Annotated in this window: 20 protein-coding genes; 9 read left to right on the top strand and 11 right to left on the bottom strand. The window is 53.9% G+C overall.

The window, feature by feature from the left end:
• Positions 1-4 precede the first annotated feature (4 nt).
• Positions 5-616, bottom strand: coding sequence for an archaeal proteasome endopeptidase complex subunit beta (gene psmB, locus A3L12_RS01055; RefSeq protein WP_088881885.1), 612 nt, complete (start codon positions 614-616; stop codon positions 5-7).
• A 108-nt stretch (positions 617-724) separates the two neighbouring features.
• Here psmB and A3L12_RS01050 point away from each other — a divergent pair, with 108 nt between their 5' ends.
• Positions 725-1,888 (top strand): hypothetical protein, encoded by a 1,164-nt coding sequence (locus A3L12_RS01050; RefSeq protein WP_088881884.1) that lies wholly within the window; start codon positions 725-727, stop codon positions 1,886-1,888.
• Between the two features lie 113 nt (positions 1,889-2,001).
• Here A3L12_RS01050 and A3L12_RS08400 read toward each other — a convergent pair whose 3' ends face one another.
• Complete coding sequence (locus A3L12_RS08400) at positions 2,002-2,352, bottom strand: hypothetical protein (RefSeq protein ID WP_232462897.1); 351 nt, start codon at positions 2,350-2,352, stop codon at positions 2,002-2,004.
• A 236-nt stretch (positions 2,353-2,588) separates the two neighbouring features.
• Positions 2,589-3,302 carry a hypothetical protein gene (locus A3L12_RS01040; RefSeq protein WP_198300051.1) on the bottom strand — a complete coding sequence of 238 codons (714 nt, stop codon included), beginning with the start codon at positions 3,300-3,302 and terminating at the stop codon, positions 2,589-2,591.
• 403 nt (positions 3,303-3,705) lie between these two features.
• Between A3L12_RS01040 and A3L12_RS08250 the strand changes: the two genes are divergently transcribed.
• Positions 3,706-3,879, top strand: a complete 174-nt coding sequence (locus A3L12_RS08250; RefSeq protein WP_157726680.1) for a hypothetical protein — start codon at positions 3,706-3,708, stop codon at positions 3,877-3,879.
• 464 nt (positions 3,880-4,343) lie between these two features.
• On the opposite strand, the gene gdhA is transcribed toward A3L12_RS08250, so the two are convergent.
• On the bottom strand, positions 4,344-5,603 hold the full coding sequence (gdhA, locus tag A3L12_RS01035; protein WP_088881882.1) for a glutamate dehydrogenase: 1,260 nt from the start codon (positions 5,601-5,603) through the stop codon (positions 4,344-4,346).
• A gap of 595 nt (positions 5,604-6,198) precedes the next feature.
• Here gdhA and A3L12_RS01030 point away from each other — a divergent pair.
• Both A3L12_RS01030 and A3L12_RS01025 read left to right on the top strand, forming a co-directional pair.
• The gene (locus tag A3L12_RS01030; protein WP_088881881.1) at positions 6,199-7,755 is read left to right on the top strand and encodes a sodium-dependent transporter; all 1,557 of its coding nucleotides are present in this window, start codon (positions 6,199-6,201) and stop codon (positions 7,753-7,755) included.
• Between the two features lie 141 nt (positions 7,756-7,896).
• On the top strand, positions 7,897-8,640 hold the full coding sequence (locus tag A3L12_RS01025; protein ID WP_232462896.1) for an alpha-glucosidase: 744 nt from the start codon (positions 7,897-7,899) through the stop codon (positions 8,638-8,640).
• A 14-nt stretch (positions 8,641-8,654) separates the two neighbouring features.
• On the opposite strand, the gene A3L12_RS01020 is transcribed toward A3L12_RS01025, so the two are convergent.
• Positions 8,655-8,972 carry a P-II family nitrogen regulator gene (locus A3L12_RS01020; RefSeq protein ID WP_088881879.1) on the bottom strand — a complete coding sequence of 106 codons (318 nt, stop codon included), beginning with the start codon at positions 8,970-8,972 and terminating at the stop codon, positions 8,655-8,657.
• 50 nt (positions 8,973-9,022) lie between these two features.
• The gene (locus A3L12_RS01015; RefSeq protein ID WP_088881878.1) at positions 9,023-10,987 is read right to left on the bottom strand and encodes a 1,4-alpha-glucan branching protein; all 1,965 of its coding nucleotides are present in this window, start codon (positions 10,985-10,987) and stop codon (positions 9,023-9,025) included.
• A gap of 134 nt (positions 10,988-11,121) precedes the next feature.
• Between A3L12_RS01015 and rqcH the strand changes: the two genes are divergently transcribed.
• The gene (gene rqcH / locus A3L12_RS01010; protein ID WP_088881877.1) at positions 11,122-13,071 is read left to right on the top strand and encodes a ribosome rescue protein RqcH; all 1,950 of its coding nucleotides are present in this window, start codon (positions 11,122-11,124) and stop codon (positions 13,069-13,071) included.
• On the opposite strand, the gene A3L12_RS01005 is transcribed toward rqcH, so the two are convergent.
• On the bottom strand, positions 13,068-13,478 hold the full coding sequence (locus A3L12_RS01005) for an amino acid permease (RefSeq protein WP_088881876.1): 411 nt from the start codon (positions 13,476-13,478) through the stop codon (positions 13,068-13,070). The two genes, rqcH and A3L12_RS01005, sit on opposite strands and share 4 nt — an antisense overlap.
• Before the next feature lie 12 nt (positions 13,479-13,490).
• A complete protein-coding gene (nikR, locus tag A3L12_RS01000; protein ID WP_088881875.1) occupies positions 13,491-13,907 on the bottom strand; it encodes a nickel-responsive transcriptional regulator NikR in 417 nt (138 codons plus the stop codon).
• A gap of 78 nt (positions 13,908-13,985) precedes the next feature.
• Here nikR and A3L12_RS00995 point away from each other — a divergent pair, with 78 nt between their 5' ends.
• Positions 13,986-14,432, top strand: a complete 447-nt coding sequence (locus tag A3L12_RS00995) for a hypothetical protein (RefSeq protein ID WP_088881874.1) — start codon at positions 13,986-13,988, stop codon at positions 14,430-14,432.
• 255 nt (positions 14,433-14,687) lie between these two features.
• Positions 14,688-16,013, top strand: a complete 1,326-nt coding sequence (locus tag A3L12_RS00990) for a TrpB-like pyridoxal phosphate-dependent enzyme (protein WP_088881873.1) — start codon at positions 14,688-14,690, stop codon at positions 16,011-16,013.
• Here the strand turns inward: A3L12_RS00990 and A3L12_RS00985 are convergent.
• The 3 genes from A3L12_RS00985 to A3L12_RS00975 form a co-directional block, all read right to left on the bottom strand.
• The gene (locus A3L12_RS00985; RefSeq protein ID WP_232462934.1) at positions 15,977-16,639 is read right to left on the bottom strand and encodes a Ribonuclease P protein component 3; all 663 of its coding nucleotides are present in this window, start codon (positions 16,637-16,639) and stop codon (positions 15,977-15,979) included. The two genes, A3L12_RS00990 and A3L12_RS00985, sit on opposite strands and share 37 nt — an antisense overlap.
• 65 nt (positions 16,640-16,704) lie before the next feature.
• The gene (locus A3L12_RS00980) at positions 16,705-17,157 is read right to left on the bottom strand and encodes an RNA-binding protein (RefSeq protein WP_088881871.1); all 453 of its coding nucleotides are present in this window, start codon (positions 17,155-17,157) and stop codon (positions 16,705-16,707) included.
• A gap of 83 nt (positions 17,158-17,240) precedes the next feature.
• Positions 17,241-17,825, bottom strand: coding sequence for a 50S ribosomal protein L15e (locus A3L12_RS00975; protein ID WP_088881870.1), 585 nt, complete (start codon positions 17,823-17,825; stop codon positions 17,241-17,243).
• 160 nt (positions 17,826-17,985) lie between these two features.
• On the opposite strand from A3L12_RS00975, the gene A3L12_RS00970 reads away from it, so the two are divergent.
• Positions 17,986-19,056: a Xaa-Pro peptidase family protein gene (locus tag A3L12_RS00970; RefSeq protein WP_088881869.1), complete on the top strand. Its 1,071-nt coding sequence runs from the start codon at positions 17,986-17,988 to the stop codon at positions 19,054-19,056.
• Positions 19,057-19,224: 168 nt separating this feature from the next.
• Complete coding sequence (gene leuS / locus A3L12_RS00965; RefSeq protein WP_088881868.1) at positions 19,225-22,119, top strand: leucine--tRNA ligase; 2,895 nt, start codon at positions 19,225-19,227, stop codon at positions 22,117-22,119.
• Positions 22,120-22,123: the final 4 nt, after the last annotated feature.

Here is a 22,123-nt window from a genome sequence, read left to right as displayed (position 1 = left end):
CACCTCACTCCAGAAGGGCTCTTATTTCCTCTTTGCCTAGTTCCCTGTAACCCCCGGCCGTTACGGTGACGAGGGTTACCCCGTCTCCAGTGAAGACGTCCCTTCTCGTGGCCACCTTTATGGCCCGGAGGGCGAGCCTGATTCCCTCCTCGAGTTCCATATCATCCTCGTAACCTTCCTCAAGAACCGCAAAGGCGAACTCCATTCCAGAACCGGCCGAGGTGAACCTGTCTTCCGTAACACCCCCGGCCATATCCACCGAGTAAAGTCGGGGTTTTTCGTCGTAACCCGCCACGAGAAACCACCCGAAGTAGGGCATGATCCTGCTGCCATGGAGCACGTTGGAGGTTAACGTGGCGAGGGCCCTGACGCTCATCTCCCTTCCAACCGTTGCCCTGTAAAGTCTGGCCTCGGATCTTAGAAGCCTGACGAGTGAGAGGATGTCTCCAACGCTCCCGGCCCCGGCCAGGGCCAGATGATCATCTATCCGGAACACCTTGGTAACGTTCTTCGAAAGCACCATGTTATCGAGCGATGCCCTCCTGTCGGCCGCTAAAACAACGCCGTCCTTACATACAATGCCGACCGTGGTCGTTCCCTTTAGCCTTTCAGCCAACTACAACACCCCTGCTGGTTATGTTTTTTAGAATAGAAGAACCTCTACAACGCCGGTTTGGGGGAATAGTATTTAAAGGTTTCGTCCAAGTTCCCGGGGAGGGGTAAAATGAAGGAAGTGATCCTCCTGACGGGTCCGCCCCTCAACGGGCGCGACGAATACATAACCGGGGCACTGAAGCTTCAGAACGGGGAGAGCTACGCCTATTACCATGTCTTCGACTACATCAGGGAAGTGGGCAAGGAAACTGGCGTCAGGATAACGAGGAAGAACGTCCTCGACTTCGCCATAAATCATCAGGATCTGATGAACGAGATCAGAGACGAGGCCTTCAACAGGATAAGGATGGAAATAGACGAAAGCGACCGGAAGTTTCACCTCGTCTCAACCCCAAGCCTCTTCCGGTGGGGGAGTGGAAGCGTTATAGGGTTTACGGCGAGCAACCTAAAGCTTCTGAGACCGGACCGCGTGATAATAGTCCTTGACGACGTTCTTTCCGTCAGGAGGCGGGTCATCAACGACCCCGAGTGGTTCGAGCGCTTCGGTGGAGATGCCGAGAACATAAGGCTCACGACCCTCGTCATGTGGCGCGAGGATGCCATAAACCACGTCAAGACCCTCATCCATGAGCTAAAACAAGAGGGAACAAACGTCCGCTACGTGCTACAGTTCGGCATAAGGCACCCTCCGGAGGTGTTCCTCGATCTGATATTCCGGGAAAGGGAGAAGCCCCTGGTTTACCTCAGTTACCCGATGACGGGCCACGAGGAGGAATACTACCACCGCGTAAGGGGTTTCTACGCCAAGCTAAGCGAACACTTCACGGTTCTCGACCCCGGGGCTCTGGACGACTGGTGGGTCGTTGCCGAGTACGACGCCCAGGTTGAGGAGAACCCCTCGGTAAAGCGCATCAGGATAAAGCACCTTCTCGACGGCGAGGAGGTTGAGGAGCTGGACAGGGAAGACATAGAACAGGCAACGGATATACTGAGAAGACAGCTCGTCGAGAGGGACTTCAACCTCGTCGGCGTCAGCAAGGCAATAGCGGTTTACCACTACGCCGAGGGTGTTTCGGCCGGGGTTATCAGCGAGATGGCCGAGGCCTACAGGAAGCTCGCGGCGGTGTACCTCTACTACCCCTTCAAGAGACGGCCGAGTCCCTTCATGGAGTTCTACGGGATGCAGAACCCCTCAAGGAGAACAATGTTCAAGGATGAGGACGAGATGATAAACGCCATGGTGGAGGAGAAAGAATACTGGGCGAAGGCCTGAAAACCCTAACGTCCTTTATTTCCTCCAAAACTGGATGGCGGGTAGACCTCGACGCTGCCGTGCTCCCTCTTCCACTTCCCACTTGAAGATTCACATCGAGCGAAGCCTTTGAATTATGCCAGCAGAAGGAGCCACAGATCTCCCCTTTCGGTATGCATGAAGAGGAAGGTCAACTCATCGCCGTTTGGAAGGGTTATGCGCCTAGAATTGACCGAGACGCAGAACGAGTCCAGCTGAAACGGGACGTAGTAGTAGGTAAACGAGTCGACAACCTTCTCACCACTGTAGATTTTGAAGTTGATTTCCTGTCCTCCGGTTGATGTAATGTTCTTCCGTTGCCCCCAGAGGACCTTATAATCCTCAAGCTGTGCCTCCCCGCTGAAGCTAACGTTCCAGATGCCCAGAACGGCATATCTGTAAAGCCTGCCCTTCACCTCGATCGTCGTATCGTTCAGAACGGTCATATTCAGATAATCCCGTTCACTTCCGGGAGAGAGGGGTTTCTTCAAGGTTGTGTTGCAGGTTTCAAGGTCTCTCTTTGCCTCGCTGAGGAATGCTGTAATATTCCCCTTCAAACCTCCGGAAGCCTGGATTTTAGTCGGCGAATTATTCGGGGAATTATTCGGCACACCCAGACATAACGCGGAAAAGACCAGCAGAGAGATTACAAGAATTAAGAGACTGGTGCGGGACATGAATATCACCATACTTGATAATTGTTTGGATAATGCTCTCCACCAACTTTATATCCGATATACAGATCTCCGGGACTCATTAACTTAATCTGAATATCTTCAGGGGTAGTCTCATATCCACTACCTTCAGCCTCATATACATATCCATGAGGCCAGCGAGTAGATGTCCACGGTTCTATTAACCAGTTTGCGTTTACTATCCTAAATGCATTGTATCCTCCTAACTTGGCGAGCTCAGAAGGATTTACAGTGTATGCCTCTAAAATCCCCCCGATTGGGGTCGATACATTACTGGAATCATCCAACGTGTAGATGTCATACAACATGTTTGTGCTGAAGTCCAAGAAATAAAGATGCACTTTGTTAGTTGAATCTTGAGGTATAAGTCTGATACCAAGCTCATAAACAGTATTTGGCTTTGGTCTAAAAATCTGTCCATTTAATTTGAAGGGTGGACAAGCCAAACCGCATTCAAGCTGAGGATTTGTAGAGCCTGCTGAAATATGCCAGCCCCAATCGGGATGGAAGCCCAGTGAGGTTTGATAGAAGTTGCCCTCAGTTGTTGACATAGAAGCCCAGATCACTATCAGACACTCTAAGTCCTCTGGCAGTATTGGTGGGGTCTTTACTTGTATAAATCCCCCATAAATCTTGTCTGAGGGATTTGGACTTCTTATCCCATATTGCCAAGGATGGATGGTGCAGGACATGAATATCACCACTTACACTATGGGGTAGTACTATATAAATTTTTTGGTAGAAGTGTTGTGTAGCACAAAAGTAAAATTTTTAATTTTTGTATCTATCTACGTTTAGGTGATAAGGATGCAAAAAAGTGGAAAGAATGTAACAATTGTGAGAAGGGAAGAAATGCTCTTCATAGACTGGAAAATTGGGACGAAGAAATAGAAAAGATGAATAAGGGTAAGAGGGGAAGATCTTATGATTATCCAGAGCATGACATTTCTCAAGATACTACACGTATTCAACAGATACAGACAGGTGGAAGGTAAATTTGTATAAGACGCTGAAGGAGAGCAAGGACGATTTTGTTATTGCAATATTCTGGAGTGAAAGTAGCAAATAGAGGAAAATGGATGAGGGAGAAATGGAAAGTTTACATTGGATAAAAGTTCATCTGTTAATGTAAATACAAAAGAGATTATTGCATTGGAGGTTACAGATGAGAGAAGAGGAGATGGCAAAATGCTTAAGCAGTTAATAGAGAAAGCAGGAGCCGGAGGAAGGAAAATAAGAAGGGTTTTGGGAGATGGTGCATATGACAGCAAATTTTGAGTATTTGAATAACAAAGGAATAGATGCTGCGATAAAGATGAGAAGAAATTCATCTACCAGGGCAAGAGGTTCTCCTTCAAGCTAAAAAAAGAAATGAAAGAACTTGGTTATGAAGGGTGGAGAGATAAATATCAAATGGAAAGAGATGGATGACTGAAACTATTTTCGAGAGAAAAAAGAATGGAGGATATGTTTCATCAAGAAATTGGGAGAATATAATAAAAGAAGTAGATGTTCAATATGGTGTATTGAATCTAATGATGAATGAGATTCCTGTTTATCTGGCAATCAAATAAACATCGGGCGAATTCCAGTTGAATAGCCGGGGTATAAGCAATCCAATTAGAATTATGCCACACAGCAGGTAAAAGACATCACAGACCATACCGGATTCCGCACTTCCGGCTACAGCACAAAGGGTTCATTGATCAGCATAGAAAAAGAGGGAAAACAAAGGAAAGGTATCACTTCTTCACCCATCCTCTGTCGAGCATTGCCTGGTAGACCCTCTGGACCGCCACAACGTAAGCCGCGTCCCTCATGTGGATGTTCTTCTCCTTGTGGGTGTTGTAGACGTCCCAGAAGGCCTTTGTCATCTTCTTGTCGAGCCTCTCGTAGACCTCTTCAAGCGTCCAGTAGTAGCCGTTTATGTTCTGGACCCACTCGAAGTAGCTGACGGTAACACCACCGGCGTTGCAGAGGAAGTCCGGGATCTGGAGTATGCCCTTCTCCCTAAGGATCTCGTCCGCTTCAGGTGTAACCGGGCCGTTGGCAACTTCGGCAACGATCTTGGCCTTTATCCTGTCGGCGTTGTCCTTGGTGATGACCTCCTCGATGGCAGCGGGAGCGAGAACGTCAACCTCAAGTTCAAGGAGCTCCTCGTTGGTTATGTTTGTGGCTCCCGGGAAGTCCTTAACGCTGCCGTGCTCCTTCTTCCACTTGAGGACCTCGTCGGCGTTAAGTCCGTCCGGGTTGTAGATACCGCCCCTGCTGTCGCTGACAGCCACAACCTTCATTCCGTACTCCTCGCTCATGATCTTGGCCATGTAGTAGCCGGCGTTACCGTAGCCCTGTATGGCTATCGTCTTGCCCTTGAGGTCCATTCCGAGGGCCTTGGCGGCCTCTCTAACCGTGTAAGAAGCGCCCTTGGCCGTGGCATCTCCCCTGCCGAGTGAACCGCCAATGCTCAGCGGCTTGCCCGTGATGACACCGAAGGCGGGGTTCTTCCTCCTCGCGATTGATTCGTACTCGTCCATCATCCAGCCCATGATCTGCGGGTTGGTGTAGACATCCGGCGCCGGAATGTCCGTGTAGGGACCGATGACATCGTAAACCGCCCTTATGTAACTCCTGGCGAGCCTCTCCTTCTCCCTCGTGCTCAATTCCTTGGGGTTGACTATGATACCGCCCTTACCTCCACCGTAGGGTATGTCAACAACGGCGCACTTCCAGGTCATCCACGTGGCTAAGGCCTTAACCGTGCTTAGGGTCTCCTCGGGGTGCCACCTTATGCCGCCCTTTGTAGGACCGCGGGCCCAGTTGTGCTGAACCCTAAAACCGGTGAAAACCTTAACGGAACCGTCGTCCATCTCTACGGGAACTGAAACCTCAACGATCCTCATGGGTTTCTTGAGCCACTCAAGGGCTTCTTCGCTTATGTCCATGAACTGGGCAGCCCTCTCGAGCTGCTTAATGGCCATCTCAAACGGGTCTTCCTTGACCATTCACACCACCTCGGTTTCGGTAATCTGCGATAGGACTTTAGGCGTTTGCATATATAAACCTTTCGCCAGAACGGAGTGGAAAACGGTTGATTCTGCACAAAAAGTTATATACGGAAATTTTTAATGAAAAGAGCGAACCTATGGAAATTTTGGGGTGAAAACATGCCTGTACATCCATAATTTTCTATACTTTGAAGAACATAAAACGTCTTCAGTGGATTATGATGTACGGGGGTGCCCTCAGCGAGAAGTCGATCATCACCGCTCAGCTCACTCTCGTTCCAGTCATCGGGCACCGTACAACCCTTGGTTTTTCGGGTTAAATAGTTAATGGAACTGCTCCCGAACCTTTTGGTCACCACCGGCTAACTGCCCTTTTTCTACTGACATAAATCCAATCCCTCCCCTGGTTCTTTTAAGGTATCTTGGAAAAATGATGAAACCGGGGATGGAATAGTTTAACGGTCGAGTAAATCGTCTTTTGTCGAAAGAGCCCATCAGAAATCTTTTTATAGGATGAATTTTTCTATACCCAGTGTCCCGTAAGCGTACACGGGACGCTATGCCCATGCGTTTAAGAAAGGGGGTGTATATTATGGAACAGAGGGATCAATGGGCGACCAAGATCGGTTTGATTTTAGCCATGGCTGGAAACGCAGTTGGACTTGGAAACTTCGTCAGGTTTCCCACACAGGTTGCCCAGAACGGTGGCGGAGCCTTCATGGTGCCGTACTTTATAGCACTGTTCTTCCTGGGTATACCCGTGATGTGGATTGAGTGGGTCGCCGGTCGCTACGGTGGTAAATACGGCCACGGTACCCTTGGCCCTACCTACTACCTCATGGCCAGGGAGAGCGTTAGTCCCAGAAGCGCCTTCTGGTGGGGAGTCATAAGCGGCATGCTGGCCTTTTCGTTGACCGTCCTGTTGAACAGCTACTACCTGCACCTCATAGGCTGGTCGGCGGCTTACTCATGGTTCAGCATAACTGGGGCTTACTTCGGTCAGAACACCGGGGACTTCTTCAGCAATTACCTGAGTAACCACGCGGAGATCATGCTGTTCTGGGGCATAACCGTAATCCTGCTGGCGATAGCCGTCGGGCAGGGTGTCAGCAAGGGTATCGAGAGATGGGTCAAGGTAATGATGCCACTGCTTTACATCTTCGCCATTATAATGATCGGCTACGTCTTCATCCTGGGTTCCCCCATAGACCCCAACTGGAGCACCATCGATGGGTTCAAGTTCATCTGGAGCCCCAACTGGTCTTACCTTGGAAAGCACTTCTCAGCGGTTCTGTTGGCTGCAACGGGGCAGATATTCTTCACACTCAGCCTGGGTATGGGAATCATCCAGAACTACGCCTCCTATCTGGGTCCCGATGAGGATGTCGCTCTGAGCGGTCTGGCAACGGTTTCACTCAACGAGTTCGCCGAAGTGGTTCTCGGTGGTTCGCTCGCCATCCCGCTGGCAACTGCCTACGCTCCCAAGATCGTGCCGCCCGATGTCCTCAGCCAGGGTAAGAGCGAGGCACTCGCATGGATAGGGAAAGAGTTCGGTCTGGGATTCTCCTACACAAGCCTGCCCAACGTTTTTGTCAGCATGGGTAGTGCAGGAAGGTTCTTTGGGGCACTCTGGTTCCTGCTGCTATGGTTTGCAGGGTTCACCTCGGCCATAGCCATGTACAACTACCTCGTTGCGCTCCTCGAGGAAGATCTCAACATAAAGAGGAACGTCGGCACATGGGTGGTGTTCCTGATATACCTCCTCGCGGGAATTCCGGTCATATACATCAGCGGCTACATGGATCAGGTCGATGCGTGGGTCAGCTTCCAGCTTACGCTGCTGGCGCTCGTCGACATCATCGTCGCGGTGTGGCTCTTCAAGCCCGACAACTTCTGGGAGGAACTCCACAAGGGTGCGTGGATGAGGGTTCCCGGTTGGTACAAGCCGATAATCCTCTACATAGCCCCAATACTCCTGCTGATACCCCTGGTAGGCTCCGCCAGGAGCCTCGTTGGAGCAACGCTCGAATGGCCGGCAAGGTTGGCAATAATCCTGATGTGGATCCTCGGTGCAGTCGAGAGCTACTACTCGATAAAGAAGAAGTACAGGGAAGAGCTGGAGAAGAACGAGGTCATAATAAAGGTCTGAGGTGGTGAAAATGGGAAGCTGGGTAATCTACATGCTGACGGCATGGCTGATAATATTCGCCATGATGGGATGGAGCATCAACAGGATACTAAAGGCGGAGAAAGGGGAAGCGTCTTAAACCCTTTTCTTTTTCTATTTGGGGTGGTCCATGTGAAGAGCAGGGAAGTGCTTCTTGAAACTGCGGATGTTCTCGAATCGGCCCTTGAAAAGATCGAGAGGCTTGAGAGCCTGAGTGAAAAGGAAAAGTCGAAGGTCAAAAAATTCCTCAGGGAAGCTGTGGAGAATTTCAGGGCGCTCGCCCCCGGAATCGAGAAAGACAATGAAGAACTGGCGGAGTTCTTCTTTAAAAAGGCCAAAGAGCTTAAATTGATGAGTACCGATAAGGCCATCGAGAGGGAGGGCAAGAAAAATTACCTGAGGGCCGTGAACAAGGTTCTCCTGTACTCCAGATCGGCGAAGTATGACTTTATTCCGAATACGCTCGTTGAGCTGAAGAAGGCATACCGAAAGTACATCTTCGGAATGACCTCCTTCTTCGTGCTTACCGGGGCGTACCTCAATCAGTTCTTCGCCATAACCGCGCTCATACTGGCCATCCCGATAATCCTCTCGATGCTGTCCCTCCAGAGGAGGGGTTATACCGGACTCCTTCTGGCCTACGCTTCAGCTCCGATTCCACTGGTTGTGGGTTTCAACGCGCTGATATACTCCCTTGGTGCCCTGCGCGACCCGAATCAGATAAGTGTTATAGCGGAACACCTCGGAAAGAGCCCCTCCTTCGCGCAGGCGTATCTTGTGTTCCTGCTGCTCCTTGCGGCGGTTGAGGTGTATCTGGTATCCAGTGGGCTCCTTGGACTGTACAGGCACAGGCACGCCTTCCTTTAAGTTAAAGAAAACCCTCAGTAGAGGGCTTCGTTTCCTCTTTCCCCTGTTCTGATCCTTACAGCGTCCTCCACGGGGATTATAAACACCTTGCCGTCCCCCGGGGTACCGCTCCTTGCGTTTCTAACGATGCTTTCCACGACCTTCTCCACGTCCTCATCCCTGACGACCACCTCGAGCTTCATCTTTGGAAGCAGATCGTAGGGTGGAACGCCCCCCTGAACTCCCCGTCCCTGAACCGGGTAGGCCGTCAGGGGTACGATACCCAGCTGTTTGAGGGCACCTTTAACCCTGTCAAAATCCCTACTCCTGATAACGGCCTCGACCTTCTTCATGGTGATCACACCTATAAAATGTAAAAACTCCAGAAAAAGCTTTCGAAAATTCAGGAGAGCTGGGATAGAAACTTCTTTAACAGTCGGGGAGAGATGCCAGTTTTTTTGGCCAGTTCATTCAGGTCGGCCCTCTTGAGGTCCTCCACGGTGTAAACTCCCGCACTCTGGAGTTTGGCGAGTCTCTTTGGTCCGATGCCCCTTATTTTCAGCAGGTCGCTCTCCCCCTTCTGAACCTTCTTTTCGGTTTTTTCCTGCTTTGCCTGGAGCCCGGAAGGCGTCTTCACTTTTTCCCGGAATGTGGAGAGCTCCGTGGCGTAGGCCCTCGAAACTTCGGTTTTCTCTTCGGCTGTCCTCTCTTCCTCTTCCGCCGGGACTTGGGGTGGTTCAACGTATTCGGGAACTTCGGGCGGGTTTTCACTCACGTACTCCTCGATTATCACCGGGTTAAAGGCGTTGTCCCTTTCCCTGAGCTCCTCCAGAAGGGAATCGTTAAACTCACCCGTTCTGACGTACCTCTCCAGCTCGTTCGCCAGCCTGTGGAAATCCCTGCTGTGAAGGAGCACACGTTTCTTTGCGTATTCCTTTGCCTGACCGGTGGTTATGAGGAACTGCCAGTCGCTCGCCTCGAGTATCAGGAGCTCCCTGGCAAGCTGTTTCAGAGTTTCTTCCACCTTTTCATCCTTCCCCATGTATTTGCTCGCAAGTCCAACCATCCTGTCCTCGGCCCTGTAAACCTCCTCCCACGTCCAGGTCGTTTCCTCGTTCCACCACGTGGAATGGTCCGAGCCGGCCCCCCAGGAACCTTCCGGAAGCTCGATCTCGTGCCTCCTACCCCTGTAACCATCGAGGTAAGCCGAGATGGTCGTTGTAACGATGCCCTCCGTGGCCATCAGTTCGAGAACCCTGCAGAGCCATTTAACGCCCTCGAACCACCAGTGGCCGAAGAGCTCGGTATCGTAGGGCGAAACAACTATCCCCTTCTCACCCGATTTTCTTTCGTGGTCTGACAGGAGCCTCCTGACGAGCCCAACGAAGTGCCTCGCGTGTTCCTCAACCCTTTCCATGGCCTTTTCAGGGTCGTAGAATTCCTTCCGGCTGAGAGGGACTTCTTTTCCCGTTATGCGCCAGTACTGACCGCCGCTTTTTGGGGCCTTCCTGTGGAACTCCCTGTACCAGAAATCACCGGGGTATCCGTGGTGGGCGCTCCATACCTGATGACCCGTCTCCCTGTTGCGGGCAAACACGGCCACGCTGGAGTCCTTTATCCAGTAGGGCCGCAGGGTGCTTTTGTCCCCCTCGTAGAGTGGGACCTCACCGTATACCTCGACCACGGGTCCCCTATCGATAAGACTGCTTTCCACGAAGAAGTACTCGATGCCGAACTCCTCGAGGAACTTCTCTATGCCCTGTCGTTTAACTTTCCTGCCTCCCGGAAGCTCCCACTCACCCTCGGGCCTGTAGGCGCACTCCGGAAGCCATATGCCCCTCGGCTTTCTCCCGAAGTGCTTTTCGTAGGTTGCCACCCCGTTGGCGAGCTGTGCCCTTATGGCCTCGTCCCTCCCGAGGAGCGGAAGGTAGCCGTGAGTCGCGGCCGAGGTTATTATCTCAACGTAGCCGGCGTCCTGAAACTCCCGGAACTTTCCGACGATGTCACCGTTTATGGCCTTCCAGTAGTTGTAAACCTTCCTGAAGTGGTCGAGGGAAGCCCTGACCGCATCCTCGCTGTACTTCCCTGATTTCAGGTCCTCCTCTACGGCCTCTATCTTCCTGAGGAGGTACCTCTCGAACTCCCCTTTGATGTACTCATCGGAAAGCTGCTCCGCCAGAACCGGGCTCACGTTGATCACGAGCTGGAACCTGACGCCCGAGGAGCGGAGTCGCTCGAACTCCATCAACAGCGGCAGGTAGGTTTCGCTCATAGCCTCGTAGAGCCATTCCTCACCGAAGGGCCACTTCCCGTGCTTTCGAACGTAGGGCAGGTGGGTGTGGAGAACGAAGGTAAAGTATCCTTTCACTGCACGTCACCGGGCCTTTGTTACCCTGAGGGTATTTAACCTTATTCTGAACAGGGCTGAACCCGTGTTTCCTTCTGTGCACTGGACTTCTGAAAGCTTTTAACCCCCTTTCCCAACCTTCACCGGGTGAAGAAATGAAGGAGGAAATGAGCAGCGTCGATATACGCTACGTCGTGAGGGAACTGCAGTGGCTGGTCGGCTCGAGGGTTGACAAGGTTTACCACGACGGCGATGAGATCAGGATAAAGCTCCGCACGAAGGAGGGCAGGGCCGACCTGATCCTTCAGGCGGGTAAGAGGTTTCACCTGACGACCTACATAAAGGAGGCTCCAAAGAGCCCCTCGAGCTTCACGATGCTCCTCAGAAAGCACCTCAGCGGTGGCTTCGTGGATGCCATAGAGCAACACGGCTTCGACAGGATAGTCAAGATCCGCGTTGGCGATTATACCCTCATAGGCGAGCTCTTCAGGAGGGGAAACGTGATACTCGTTGATTCCGATAACAGGATAATAGCGGCCCTGCGCTACGAGGAATACAGGAACAGGGCCATAAAGCCGAAGGCGGAATACCGCTTCCCGCCGGCGAGGAGGAACCCGCTCGAGGTGACGCGCGAGGAGTTTATCGAACTGATGCGGGAGGAGGAGCTGGAGCTCGTGCGTGCCCTCGCAAGGAAACTCAACATGGGGGGCATGTACGCCGAGGAAATCTCCCTCCGGGCCGGGTTTGAGAAGACCGTTCCGGTGAGCGAACTCAGCGATGAGGACATGATGAGGGTCTACGATGCCATGCTGGAGACCTTCAACGACGAGCCGAGGCCCAACGTGGTCTTCAGGGAGGGGAGGATGTACGATGTCGTTCCCATAGAGCTGAGGATCTACGAAGGCCTTGAAAAGCGCTACTTCAAAACCTTCAGTGAGGCCCTCGATGAGTACTTCGGAAAGATAACCGTCGAGAAGGCCAAAATGGAAGCTACAAAAAAGCTTGAAGCCCAGAAAAGGGCCCTTTTAATGACCCTCAAAAAACAGGAGGAGATGCTCGAAGGGTTTAGAAAAGCCGCGGAGACCAATCAGGAGATAGGGGATCTTATCTACGCCAACTACACCCTCGTCGAGAACCTTCTAAGGGAGTTCGGGAAGGCGGTGGAGAGGCTCGGATGGGAGGGCTTCAGGAAGAGGATAGAGGAGGGCAAAAGGGCCGGCAACAGGGTGGCCCTCATGGTCAGGGCCATCGATCCCGGGAGCAGGGCGGTGAAGGTTGAGATCGAAGGGAAACCCGTCAGGCTCTACCTCGGCAGAAGCGTGGGCGAGAACGCCGGGCTCTACTACGAGGAAGCCAAGAAGTTCCGGCGCAAGTACGAGGGCGCGCTGAAGGCCTGCGAGGATACGAAGAGAAAGCTCGAGGAAGTCGGGAGGCTCATCGAGGAGGAGATGAAGAAGGAGGTCCACGTTAAGAAGTTGGAGCGGAGAAAGAGGAAGTGGTTCGAGAAGTTCCGCTGGTTCGTTTCGAGCGAGGGTTTCCTCGTCCTCGCGGGCAAGGACGCGAGCACCAATGAGATGCTCATCAAGAAGTACATGAGCGAAAACGACCGCTACTGCCACGCCGACTTTTACGGTGCACCCCACGTGGTCATCAAGGAAGGGGAGAAAGCGGGAGAAAAGACCATGTTCGAGGCCTGTCAGTTCGCCCTTTCTATGAGCAGGGCATGGAGCAGGGGGCTTTACAGCGGGGACGCTTACTGGGCGAAGCCGGAGCAGGTGACAAAACAGACCCCGAGCGGCGAGTACCTTGGAAAAGGTGCCTTCATGGTCTACGGTAAGAGGAACTGGCTTCACGGCCTCCCCCTGAAGCTCGCCGTTGGGGTGATCAACTACGAGGGTGAGGAATACGTTACCTGCGCACCGGTCGAGGCCATGAAGGCCCATACCGACAGGTACATCGTAATCAGGCCCGGTTCGCTGAAGAAGAGCGAGCTGGTGAAAAGGATCAAAAGAATAATCGAGGGATGGGGCTACAGCGTGAGGGAAGAGGACATAATGGCGGTCCTTCCACCGGGAGGTGCGGACATAGTCGAGGTTGTTGGTTAGAGCTTCTCACCGCCGGCAAGCAGTAGACCCGCCGTAAAGCTCAGAAAGGCCATTACGTAGCCTTTGTCTATTACCTTCAGGTATCCGGGACCGTGGATGTACCACAGAACGAGGGTGAAGATCAGCATTCCAAGGACGCCTAACGCGGGCCCCGTCCTTCCGCCTCTGAGACCGTAGAGGATCCCGAGTAGTATGAGCAGCAGTGCGATGAGGAAAAGGATGAACGCTATTATCCCACCGTTGCTGTCTGGATTGAGCCACGAAAGGGAAAAGGTCAGGCCATCGGATCCGAATAATGTGCTCCTAAGGACTTCGATGAACGTTATCCTCTCCCCGTCAACGCGGAACCACGGGAAGAGGAAGGACAGGACCACGAGCAGGGACAGGGGGAGGGAGATCAGCCTCATTCGACCACCCCCTCAAACCAGCTCCCTACCGGTTGTCGTCATAACGAGCTTTCCGTGCTTCACGCCCTTCAGGCTTATGAGCCTCTCGGCTATCTCCTTTACCCTCGAGGCCTTTCCCCTGACCACGACAACCTCAAGGCAGTTGTGAGCGTCCATATGAACGTGAAGGCTCGAGACTATCTCGTCGATGTACTCGTGCTGGAGGTCGAGCAGTTCCCTGACCACATCGGCCTCGTCGTGGTTGTAGACTATGGTGATGGTGCCGGCGACGTCCCCTTCGCCCGTTTCCCACTCGTGCCTGACTATGAAGTCCCTCATCATGTCCCTTATGGCCTCGCTCCGGTTGACGTAGCCCCTCTCCGCGATTATGCGGTCGAACCTTTCGAGGAGCTCATCCGGAACCGAAACCCCAAATCGCGTTATCCCCATGACACCACCGTGGTTCTTTAACCTTCATCGTTAAAAAAGTGACGAAACACTTTTATTGAATCTTCCGGAGGAATGCCCATGTCACTCGAGGGGCTCTACGCCATAGCCACGAGGGAGCTGGCCAGGGATCTCGTGTTTGAGATAGGGGACGAACCGGTAACGCTGTCGATAAAGGGCGTCCTCCTCGCCAGAAGTAATTCGAGGGATTACAACTTCTCGATCTTCAACCTGACCCCTGAGGAGTTCGTCCTCGCGGTCCAGATGAAGGGTTTCGTGGTTTACATCGGGATAGAGTCCGATGAGGAGCTTGAGGAAGACGTTTACCCCGAGCTCGTCAGGTTACTGCTCGAGCATCTCGCCCCCTCGATAGCCCTTCTGGTAACCCGGGCGGAAAGGGAATACACGGGCAAATCCGACATGCTGCTCGACGACAACATGGGACTCGACCTCAAGGAGTTCCTTTACGGGCTTATGCTCAAACACCGGAAGGGGGAAACGACCTACGAGCAGACGGAGATAGCATAGCGGGGAAAGGTTTTTAAAGGGTGATGTGTTTCCCGCACCGATGAACAATGACAATCAGGAGTGAGTGTTTTTGGAACCCGTAATGCCCTTCCCGGTTCTCCCGGATTAGTTGAAGGAAGGGATCGTTTTTGGTGCCCGTAACCTAATGGGGTCCGTTTTTGGCGCCCCGCGTTCCCGGGTTAAAGCCCCAGCACGCTCATTATTCCCTCGCTTTTGGGATTTCTTCTGGGTGGTTAAAACAGGGGAGGTGTTAGAATGAAAGCCGTTCTGCCGGATGAGAAGATACCGAGGAGATGGTACAACATACTGCCCGACCTTCCGGAGCCCCTCGCCCCACCGCTGGACCCGGAAACGAACGAGCCAATGGAACCCGAGAAGCTTTTGAGGATCTTCGCCCGTGAGCTGGTGAAACAGGAGATGAGCAGGAAAAGGTACGTTGAGATTCCCGGAAAGGTGAGGGAACTCTACGCCAAGATAGGTCGTCCCACGCCTCTCTTCAGGGCCACGAACCTTGAAAGGGCCCTCGGAACGCCCGCGAGGATATACTTCAAGTACGAAGGGGCCACCATCACGGGAAGCCACAAAATAAACACCGCCCTCGCTCAGGCGTACTACGCCAAGGAACAGGGGATAGAGAGGCTCGTAACCGAGACCGGTGCGGGCCAGTGGGGGTCGGCCCTATCCCTGGCGGGAGCCCTTCTCGGGCTCAAGGTTAGGGTCTACATGGCCCGGGCAAGCTACCGGCAGAAGCCCTACAGGAAGACGGTGATGCACCTCTACGGGGCGGAGGTTTACCCGAGCCCGAGCGACAGAACAAAAGTGGGGAGGAAGTTCCTAAAGGAAGATCCAGACCACCCGGGTGGACTGGGGATAGCGATAAGCGAGGCCATAGAAGACGTTCTGGGGGATGAGAAGGCCCGTTACTCCCTTGGAAGCGTTCTGAATCACGTCCTTATGCATCAGACGGTTATCGGTCTGGAAGCTAAGGAAGAGATGGCCGAATTCGAAGAACCGGACGTTATAATTGGCTGCGTCGGGGGAGGGAGCAACTTCGCAGGTTTGGCCTACCCCTTCGTCAGGGAGGTCCTCGAGGGAAAGGCCGATTACGAGTTCATAGCCGTTGAACCCCGGGCCGCTCCTTCGATGACGAGGGGCGTTTACACCTACGACTTCGGGGACTCGGGCGGATACACGCCGAAGATGAAGATGCACACCCTCGGCCACACCTATTACGTTCCGCCCATTCACGCCGGAGGCCTGCGTTACCACGGTCTCGCTCCGACGCTCAGCGTTCTCATAAACCACAACATCGTGAGGCCCATCTCCTACCACCAGACCGAGGTTTTCAGAGCCGCCGAGCTCTTCGCCAGGACCGAGGGGATCATCCCCGCTCCCGAGAGTGCGCACGCCATAAAGGGGGTCGTGGATAGGGCTCTGGAGGCAAAGAAGAGCGGAAAGGAGGAGGTCATACTCTTCAACCTGAGCGGACACGGGCTGCTCGACCTCAAGGGCTACGAAGATTACCTCGAGGGCAGGCTCACGGATTACGAGCCCGAGCACTTCCCCGCTCTGGAGGGGTGAACCCTCCCCTTTAATTTTGAGAGAACGCTCCGGGGATAGAAGTTAAGACTCGCCTTGGCCTGAGGGATCTCCATCCCGATGCTTATCCCGAGACTCATAAGATCCCGCGGAGAACGAACCTCCCACCTGCTCGCTGCGGAGCTCGTGATGAACCTCGGAACCGAGTACTTGTCCACGAGCTGCCATGTTTTTGTCATGAAGCGCAGTATCTGGGCCCTCTCATATGGCCCGGCCCTCAGGAGGGGCGAGAGGGAGAAACCTATCGCAACTTTCCTTCTCGAGGCTATCCCTGCCAGAACGTGGTCGAAGCCGGGGTCCTTTCTCCCCAGCCACGGACTTATGAGTCCATCGACTCCGCTCTCGAGTGCAAAGCGGTTGACCCTCATGTTCCCGCCCTGAACGTAGATCAAAACACCATGGATACGCTTTTTAACCTCCCTTATAAGCGCCGGCTTCCGGGTGACCACGAGCAGGGCAACCCTGCCGTACCTCTCCCGGAGTTCCCTGAGTTCCTCTTTAAGCGGGGACCAGTCGGGGGTGCCTTCAAGGACGAGCTCCCTCGTGAAAACGACTTCATCGAACCACTCACGGGCCAGCTCGTAAGCTTCCTCGCTCCTCACGTCCATCTCGACGAAGTGATCCCTCGAGAATGAGAGCTCCTCGATTTCGGTCTCTCCACCCTTTTCGGGGCTCATCCTTCCAGCCACTCCCTCAGAGCCTTCACAACGCTCTCCTTCCTCATCGGGAAGGCCTTTACCTTTATCTTCACCTGAATCGTGTCGCCACCTTCATCGATCTCCGGCTCGCCGAGGTAGGCCTTCTGCTTGTTGAAGCGGACGTAAAGGGTCCCCTCTTCGTCGACCTTCTCCTCAAGGTTATCGAGGATGTACCTCCTGCTCTCCCCGTCCAGAAGCTCCTTGAAATAATCAAGGAACTTTCTAACAGCTTTGCTTCGCTTTATCTCAACGTTGACGACCTTGATGGGGTTCCCGAAGAAGCCCGTGGTTTCCTCCACCTCAACGTTTACATCGTCCTCTATCCCCTCTGGGATGAACGTTTCCAGGGCCTCGAGAACCTTTTCCTCGTCCTCGGTGGCGTGAATGAAGGTTGTGATCCTGACGTGATGGGCCCCTATCCCGGCCATTCATCTCACCGCGGAGAATTGATGGGGGAGCTTTAAAAGGTAACCCCTGATGGAAGCAAGAGGATAAAAAATCGGAAGGGCCGTCACTTGCCCCTGCCCTTGTTGGCCCTTATGCTCGGCCTGACCTTTTCGGCACCCTTGCCCTTGTTCCTCAGACCGCGGCTCTTCCTTCCCGCGCTCGTGAGTCCCCTGAAGACCCTTCCCTTGTGGGCTCCGCCGGTTATCCAGTTGATCTTTGGATCGCTCTTAATGACCGGGTGATGCGGGTCCACCATTATGACCTCAAACCACTTGTACATCCCGTCCTCGCCGACCCAGTAGGAGTTTAGAACCTCGAGGTTCGGGAACTTTCTGGCGGCCTTCTCCTCTGCTATCCACTGGAGGCTCTTCTTCGGGCTGTACTTCACCTGACCCATCTTTGAGGGCTTCCTTGCACCCTTCCACCTGGGCCTCTTCCTTCCGCCCTTTCTGACCCTGACGCGGACCATTACGTAGCCCTGTTTGGCCTGATAACCGAGGTTCCGGGCCCTGTCGAGTCTGGTCGGCCTCTCGATTCTGACCACAACGGGCTCCCTTCTCCACTCTATCATCCTCTCTTTAAGAAGCCCTCCAACGTAGCTTTCTTTGGGCCTCTTCCAGGCTTCCCTGATGTATTTGTACATTCCCATACTTTCACCCCTTCCTCGTTTGTGGTTCTCCCTTACGGGAACATCCCGCGGGTCTTCCCCGCCACTTCGGTCGGGATTCGAGGCCGGGTTTTTAAGGGTTATGGTGGGCTCAGGGCATACGTTTAAATTGAACTCCCCCCTATTCAACCCGGTGGGAACGATGCGCCTTCAAAAACTCGTCCCCCTGATGGAGAAGGAAGGATTTGACGGGGCCCTGATAAGCCCCGGGACGAACCTCTACTACCTCACTGGAATTAAAACGCACGAATCCGGCGAGAGGCTTACCCTTCTCGTCCTGAACGCCGACGGCCGGTATAGGTTTTTGGTCCCGAGCCTTTACGAGAACACCCTGAGGGACTTCCCGGTTACCTTCTGGCGGGATGGGGAGAACCCCTACGGGAAGCTCGCCCGTATCCTGGCGGATCTGGACCTTCTAAACGGTAGTTTACTGATAGAGGATACCATGCGCGCCGACTGGCTGATAAACATCCTCAAACTCGGTTCCTTTGAGTTCCATCCCCTCAGCTCGCTCGTCAGGGAGCTCCGCATGAGGAAAGATGATATGGAGATAGGGATGATGAAGCACGCGGCAGAAATCGCCGATAGGGTCTTCGATGAGGTTCTGGGTTGGGATCTCATCGGAATGCGCGAGAGGGAGCTTGCCCTGAAGGTGGAGCTGACCATCAGAGCGCTCGGCGATGGCATCTCCTTTCCGCCGATAGTGGCGAGCGGTGAAAACGCGGCCAACCCTCACCACGAGCCGGGGGAGAGAAGGCTCAGGAAAGGCGATCTGGTTATACTCGACTACGGAGCTAAGTGGAAGGGTTACTGCTCGGACATAACGCGGACGATAGCCCTCGGCAGACCGGACGAAAGGCTCGTGGAGATCTACGGGATCGTTAAGGAGGCTCAGGAAAAGGCCTACAGATCCGTTCGCGAGGGAATCCCTGCGAAGGAAGTCGACAGGGCCGCGAGGGAGACCATAGAGCGGGCCGGGTACGGGGAGTATTTTACCCACAGAACGGGGCACGGACTGGGTCTCGATGTCCACGAAGACCCCTACATAGGCCCCGATGGGGAAGTGGTGCTCGAAAACGGTATGACCTTCACGATAGAGCCGGGGATATACGTTCCCGGCCTTGGAGGGGTTAGAATAGAGGACGACGTGGTTGTCAGCAACGGCCGGGGAAAGAGGCTGACCGAAGCGGACCGGGAGCTGGTCATCCTTTAGGACAGGCTCGTTCGGAGGTTAGCAAAAGGTTTAAATATTGAAATTCCTACCCGCTCCGATGCCGATGAGGGGGGAGTGTCTTCTCCATCGCCGGAATAAAATCCGCGACTGATTTCTCCCCTATTCTGGAGACTCGCTCTTTTGAGAAAACAGTAAGGAGGTATAGGCATGGGAATCGACTTCAGGGCCATTGAGGAGAAGTGGCAGAAGCGCTGGCTGGAGGAGAAGGTTTTCGAGCCGAGGATAGACGATAAGCCTCGGGAAAGGAAGTTCTACATCACCGTTGCCTTCCCCTACCTCTCGGGCCACCTGCACGTGGGCCACGCAAGGACCTACACGATCCCGGATGTGATAGCGCGCTTCAAAAGGATGCAGGGTTACAACGTGCTCTTCCCCATGGGCTGGCACATAACTGGAGCACCCATAGTTGGAATCGCCGAGAGGATAAAGCAGAGGGACCCCAAAACGATCCACATCTACCGCGACGTCTACAAGGTTCCCGAGGATGTGCTCTGGAAGTTCGAGGATCCAAGGGAGATAGTTAAGTACTTCATGAAGGCCGCGAAGGAGACCTTCATAAGGGCCGGGTTCTCCGTCGACTGGAGCAGGGAGTTCCACACCACTTCGCTCTTCCCGCCCTTCAGCAAGTTCATAGAGTGGCAGTTCTGGACGCTAAAGGAAAAGGGACTGGTCGTTAAGGGGGCCCACAGGGTCAGGTGGGATCCGGTGGTTGAGACGCCACTCGGAGACCACGACATAATGGAAGGCGAGGACGTGCAGATACTCGAATACACCCTGATCAAGTTCATCCTCGAGGAGAATGGGGAGACGATATACATGCCGGCCGCAACGCTGAGGCCGGAAACGGTCTACGGCGTAACCAACATGTGGCTGAATCCGGAGGCAACGTACGTAAAGGCAAGGGTGAAGAGCGGGAAGGGGGAAGAGGTGTGGATCGTAAGCAAAGAATCCGCCTACAAGCTCTCCTTCCAGGACCGGGAGGTAGAGGTTCTCGAGGAGTTCAAGGGGGAAAGACTCATCGGGAGGTACGTGAAGAACCCCGTAACGGGCGACGAGGTCATCATCCTGCCCGCGGAATTCGTCGACCCCGACAACGCCACGGGGGTTGTCATGAGCGTTCCGGCGCACGCCCCCTTCGACCACGTGGCCTTAGAGGATCTGAAGAAGGAAACAGACGTTTTGCTCAAATACGACATCGATCCCCGGCTGGTGGAGGGGATACGCTACGTTTCCCTGATAGAGCTTGAGGGTTACGGGGAATTCCCGGCGGTGGAAGAGGTCAAGAGGCTCGGCGTTAAGGATCAGAAGGACGAGGAGAAACTCGAGGAGGCAACTAAGACCATATACAAAGCCGAGTACCACAGGGGCATCTTCAAGGTGGAGCCCTACGCGGGTAAAACCGTTCAGGAGGCCAAGGAGCTCATAGCGAAGGAGCTTCTGGAGAAGGGCATCGCCGAGACGATGTACGAGTTCGCGGAAAAGCCCGTCATAAGCCGCTTTGGAAACCGGGCGGTCATCAAGATAATCCACGACCAGTGGTTCATAGACTACGGCAATCCGGAATGGAAGGAGAAAGCCAGAGAAGCCCTGAAAAACATGAAGATATTCCCCGAGAGCAGGAGGACACAGTTCGAGGCTGTTATTGACTGGCTCGACAAGAAGGCCTGCGCGAGGAAGGTCGGCCTTGGAACGCCCCTGCCATGGGATCCCGAATGGGTCATCGAGAGCCTGAGCGATTCCACCATCTACATGGCCTACTACACCATCAGCAGGCACATGAACAGGCTCAGGGAAGAGGGCATGGACCCGGAGAAGCTCGACAGGGAGTTCTTCGATTACGTATTCCTCGAGGAGTTCAGCGAGGAACGTGAGAGGGAGCTTCAGGAGAAGACCGGCATTCCCGCAGAGGTAATCCACGGGATGAAGGAGGAGTTCGAGTACTGGTATCCCCTCGACTGGCGCTGTTCGGCCAAGGACCTCATACCCAACCACCTGACCTTCTTCATATTCAACCACGTTGCCATCTTCAGGAGGGAGCACTGGCCGAGGGGCATAGCAGTAAACGGCTTCGGAACCCTCGAAGGAACCAAGATGAGCAAGAGCAAGGGCAACGTTCTGAACTTCATAGACGCCATAGACGAGAACGGCGCCGACGTTGTAAGGCTCTACATAATGGGTCTGGCCGAGCACGATAGCGACTTCGACTGGCGCAGGAAGGAAGTCGGAAAGCTCCGGAGGCAGGTGGAGCGCTTTTATGAGCTGGTGAGCGAGTTCTCAGCGTACAGGGCCGGCGAAAGCGAGCTGAAGGACATCGACAGGTGGATGCTCCACAGACTCAACAGGGCCATTGAAGAGACGACGCGGGCACTCGAAGAATTCAGGACGAGGACGGCCGTCCAGTGGGCCTTCTACTCGGTCCTCAACGACCTGCGCTGGTACCTGAGGAGAACCGAGGGAAGGGACGATGGGGCGAAGCGCACCACCCTGAGGAAACTCGCGGAGGTCTGGGTCAGGCTCATGGCTCCCTTCACACCTCACATAAGCGAAGAACTATGGGAGAAGCTCGGAGGAGAGGGCTTCGTAAGTCTGGCGGAGTGGCCAGAGCCGGATCCGGAGTGGTGGAACGAGACCATAGAGGCGGAGGAGGAGTTCGTCAAAAACCTGATCGAGGACATCAGGGAGATAATCAGGGTCGCCAGAATAGAGAACCCGCGGAGGGTTTACATCTACACCGCTCCGGAGTGGAAGTGGAAGGTTGCTCAGATCGTTGCAGAGAAAAGGGACTTCAGGGCCGCAATGTCCGAGCTCATGAAGGATCCTGAGATGCGGAAACGTGGAAAGGAGATAAGCAAACTGATTCAGAAGCTCATAAAGGAGAGGGCCTTTGAAGTCAAGCGCATTGATGAGGAAAAGGCCCTGATGGAAGCCAGAGAGTTCATGGAGAAGGAGCTCGAAGTTGAGGTCGTCATCAACCCGGAGGAAGACCGGGGAGGAAAGGCAAAGCAGGCAATGCCTCTGAAACCAGCGGTTTTCGTGGAGTGAGCTT

It is taken from the genome of Thermococcus sp. P6, assembly GCF_002214525.1.
In the GTDB taxonomy this organism is placed as follows: Archaea; Methanobacteriota_B; Thermococci; order Thermococcales; family Thermococcaceae; genus Thermococcus.
Note: the sequence above shows the minus strand (reverse complement) of the source record. Positions and strands in the feature narration are given on the sequence as shown.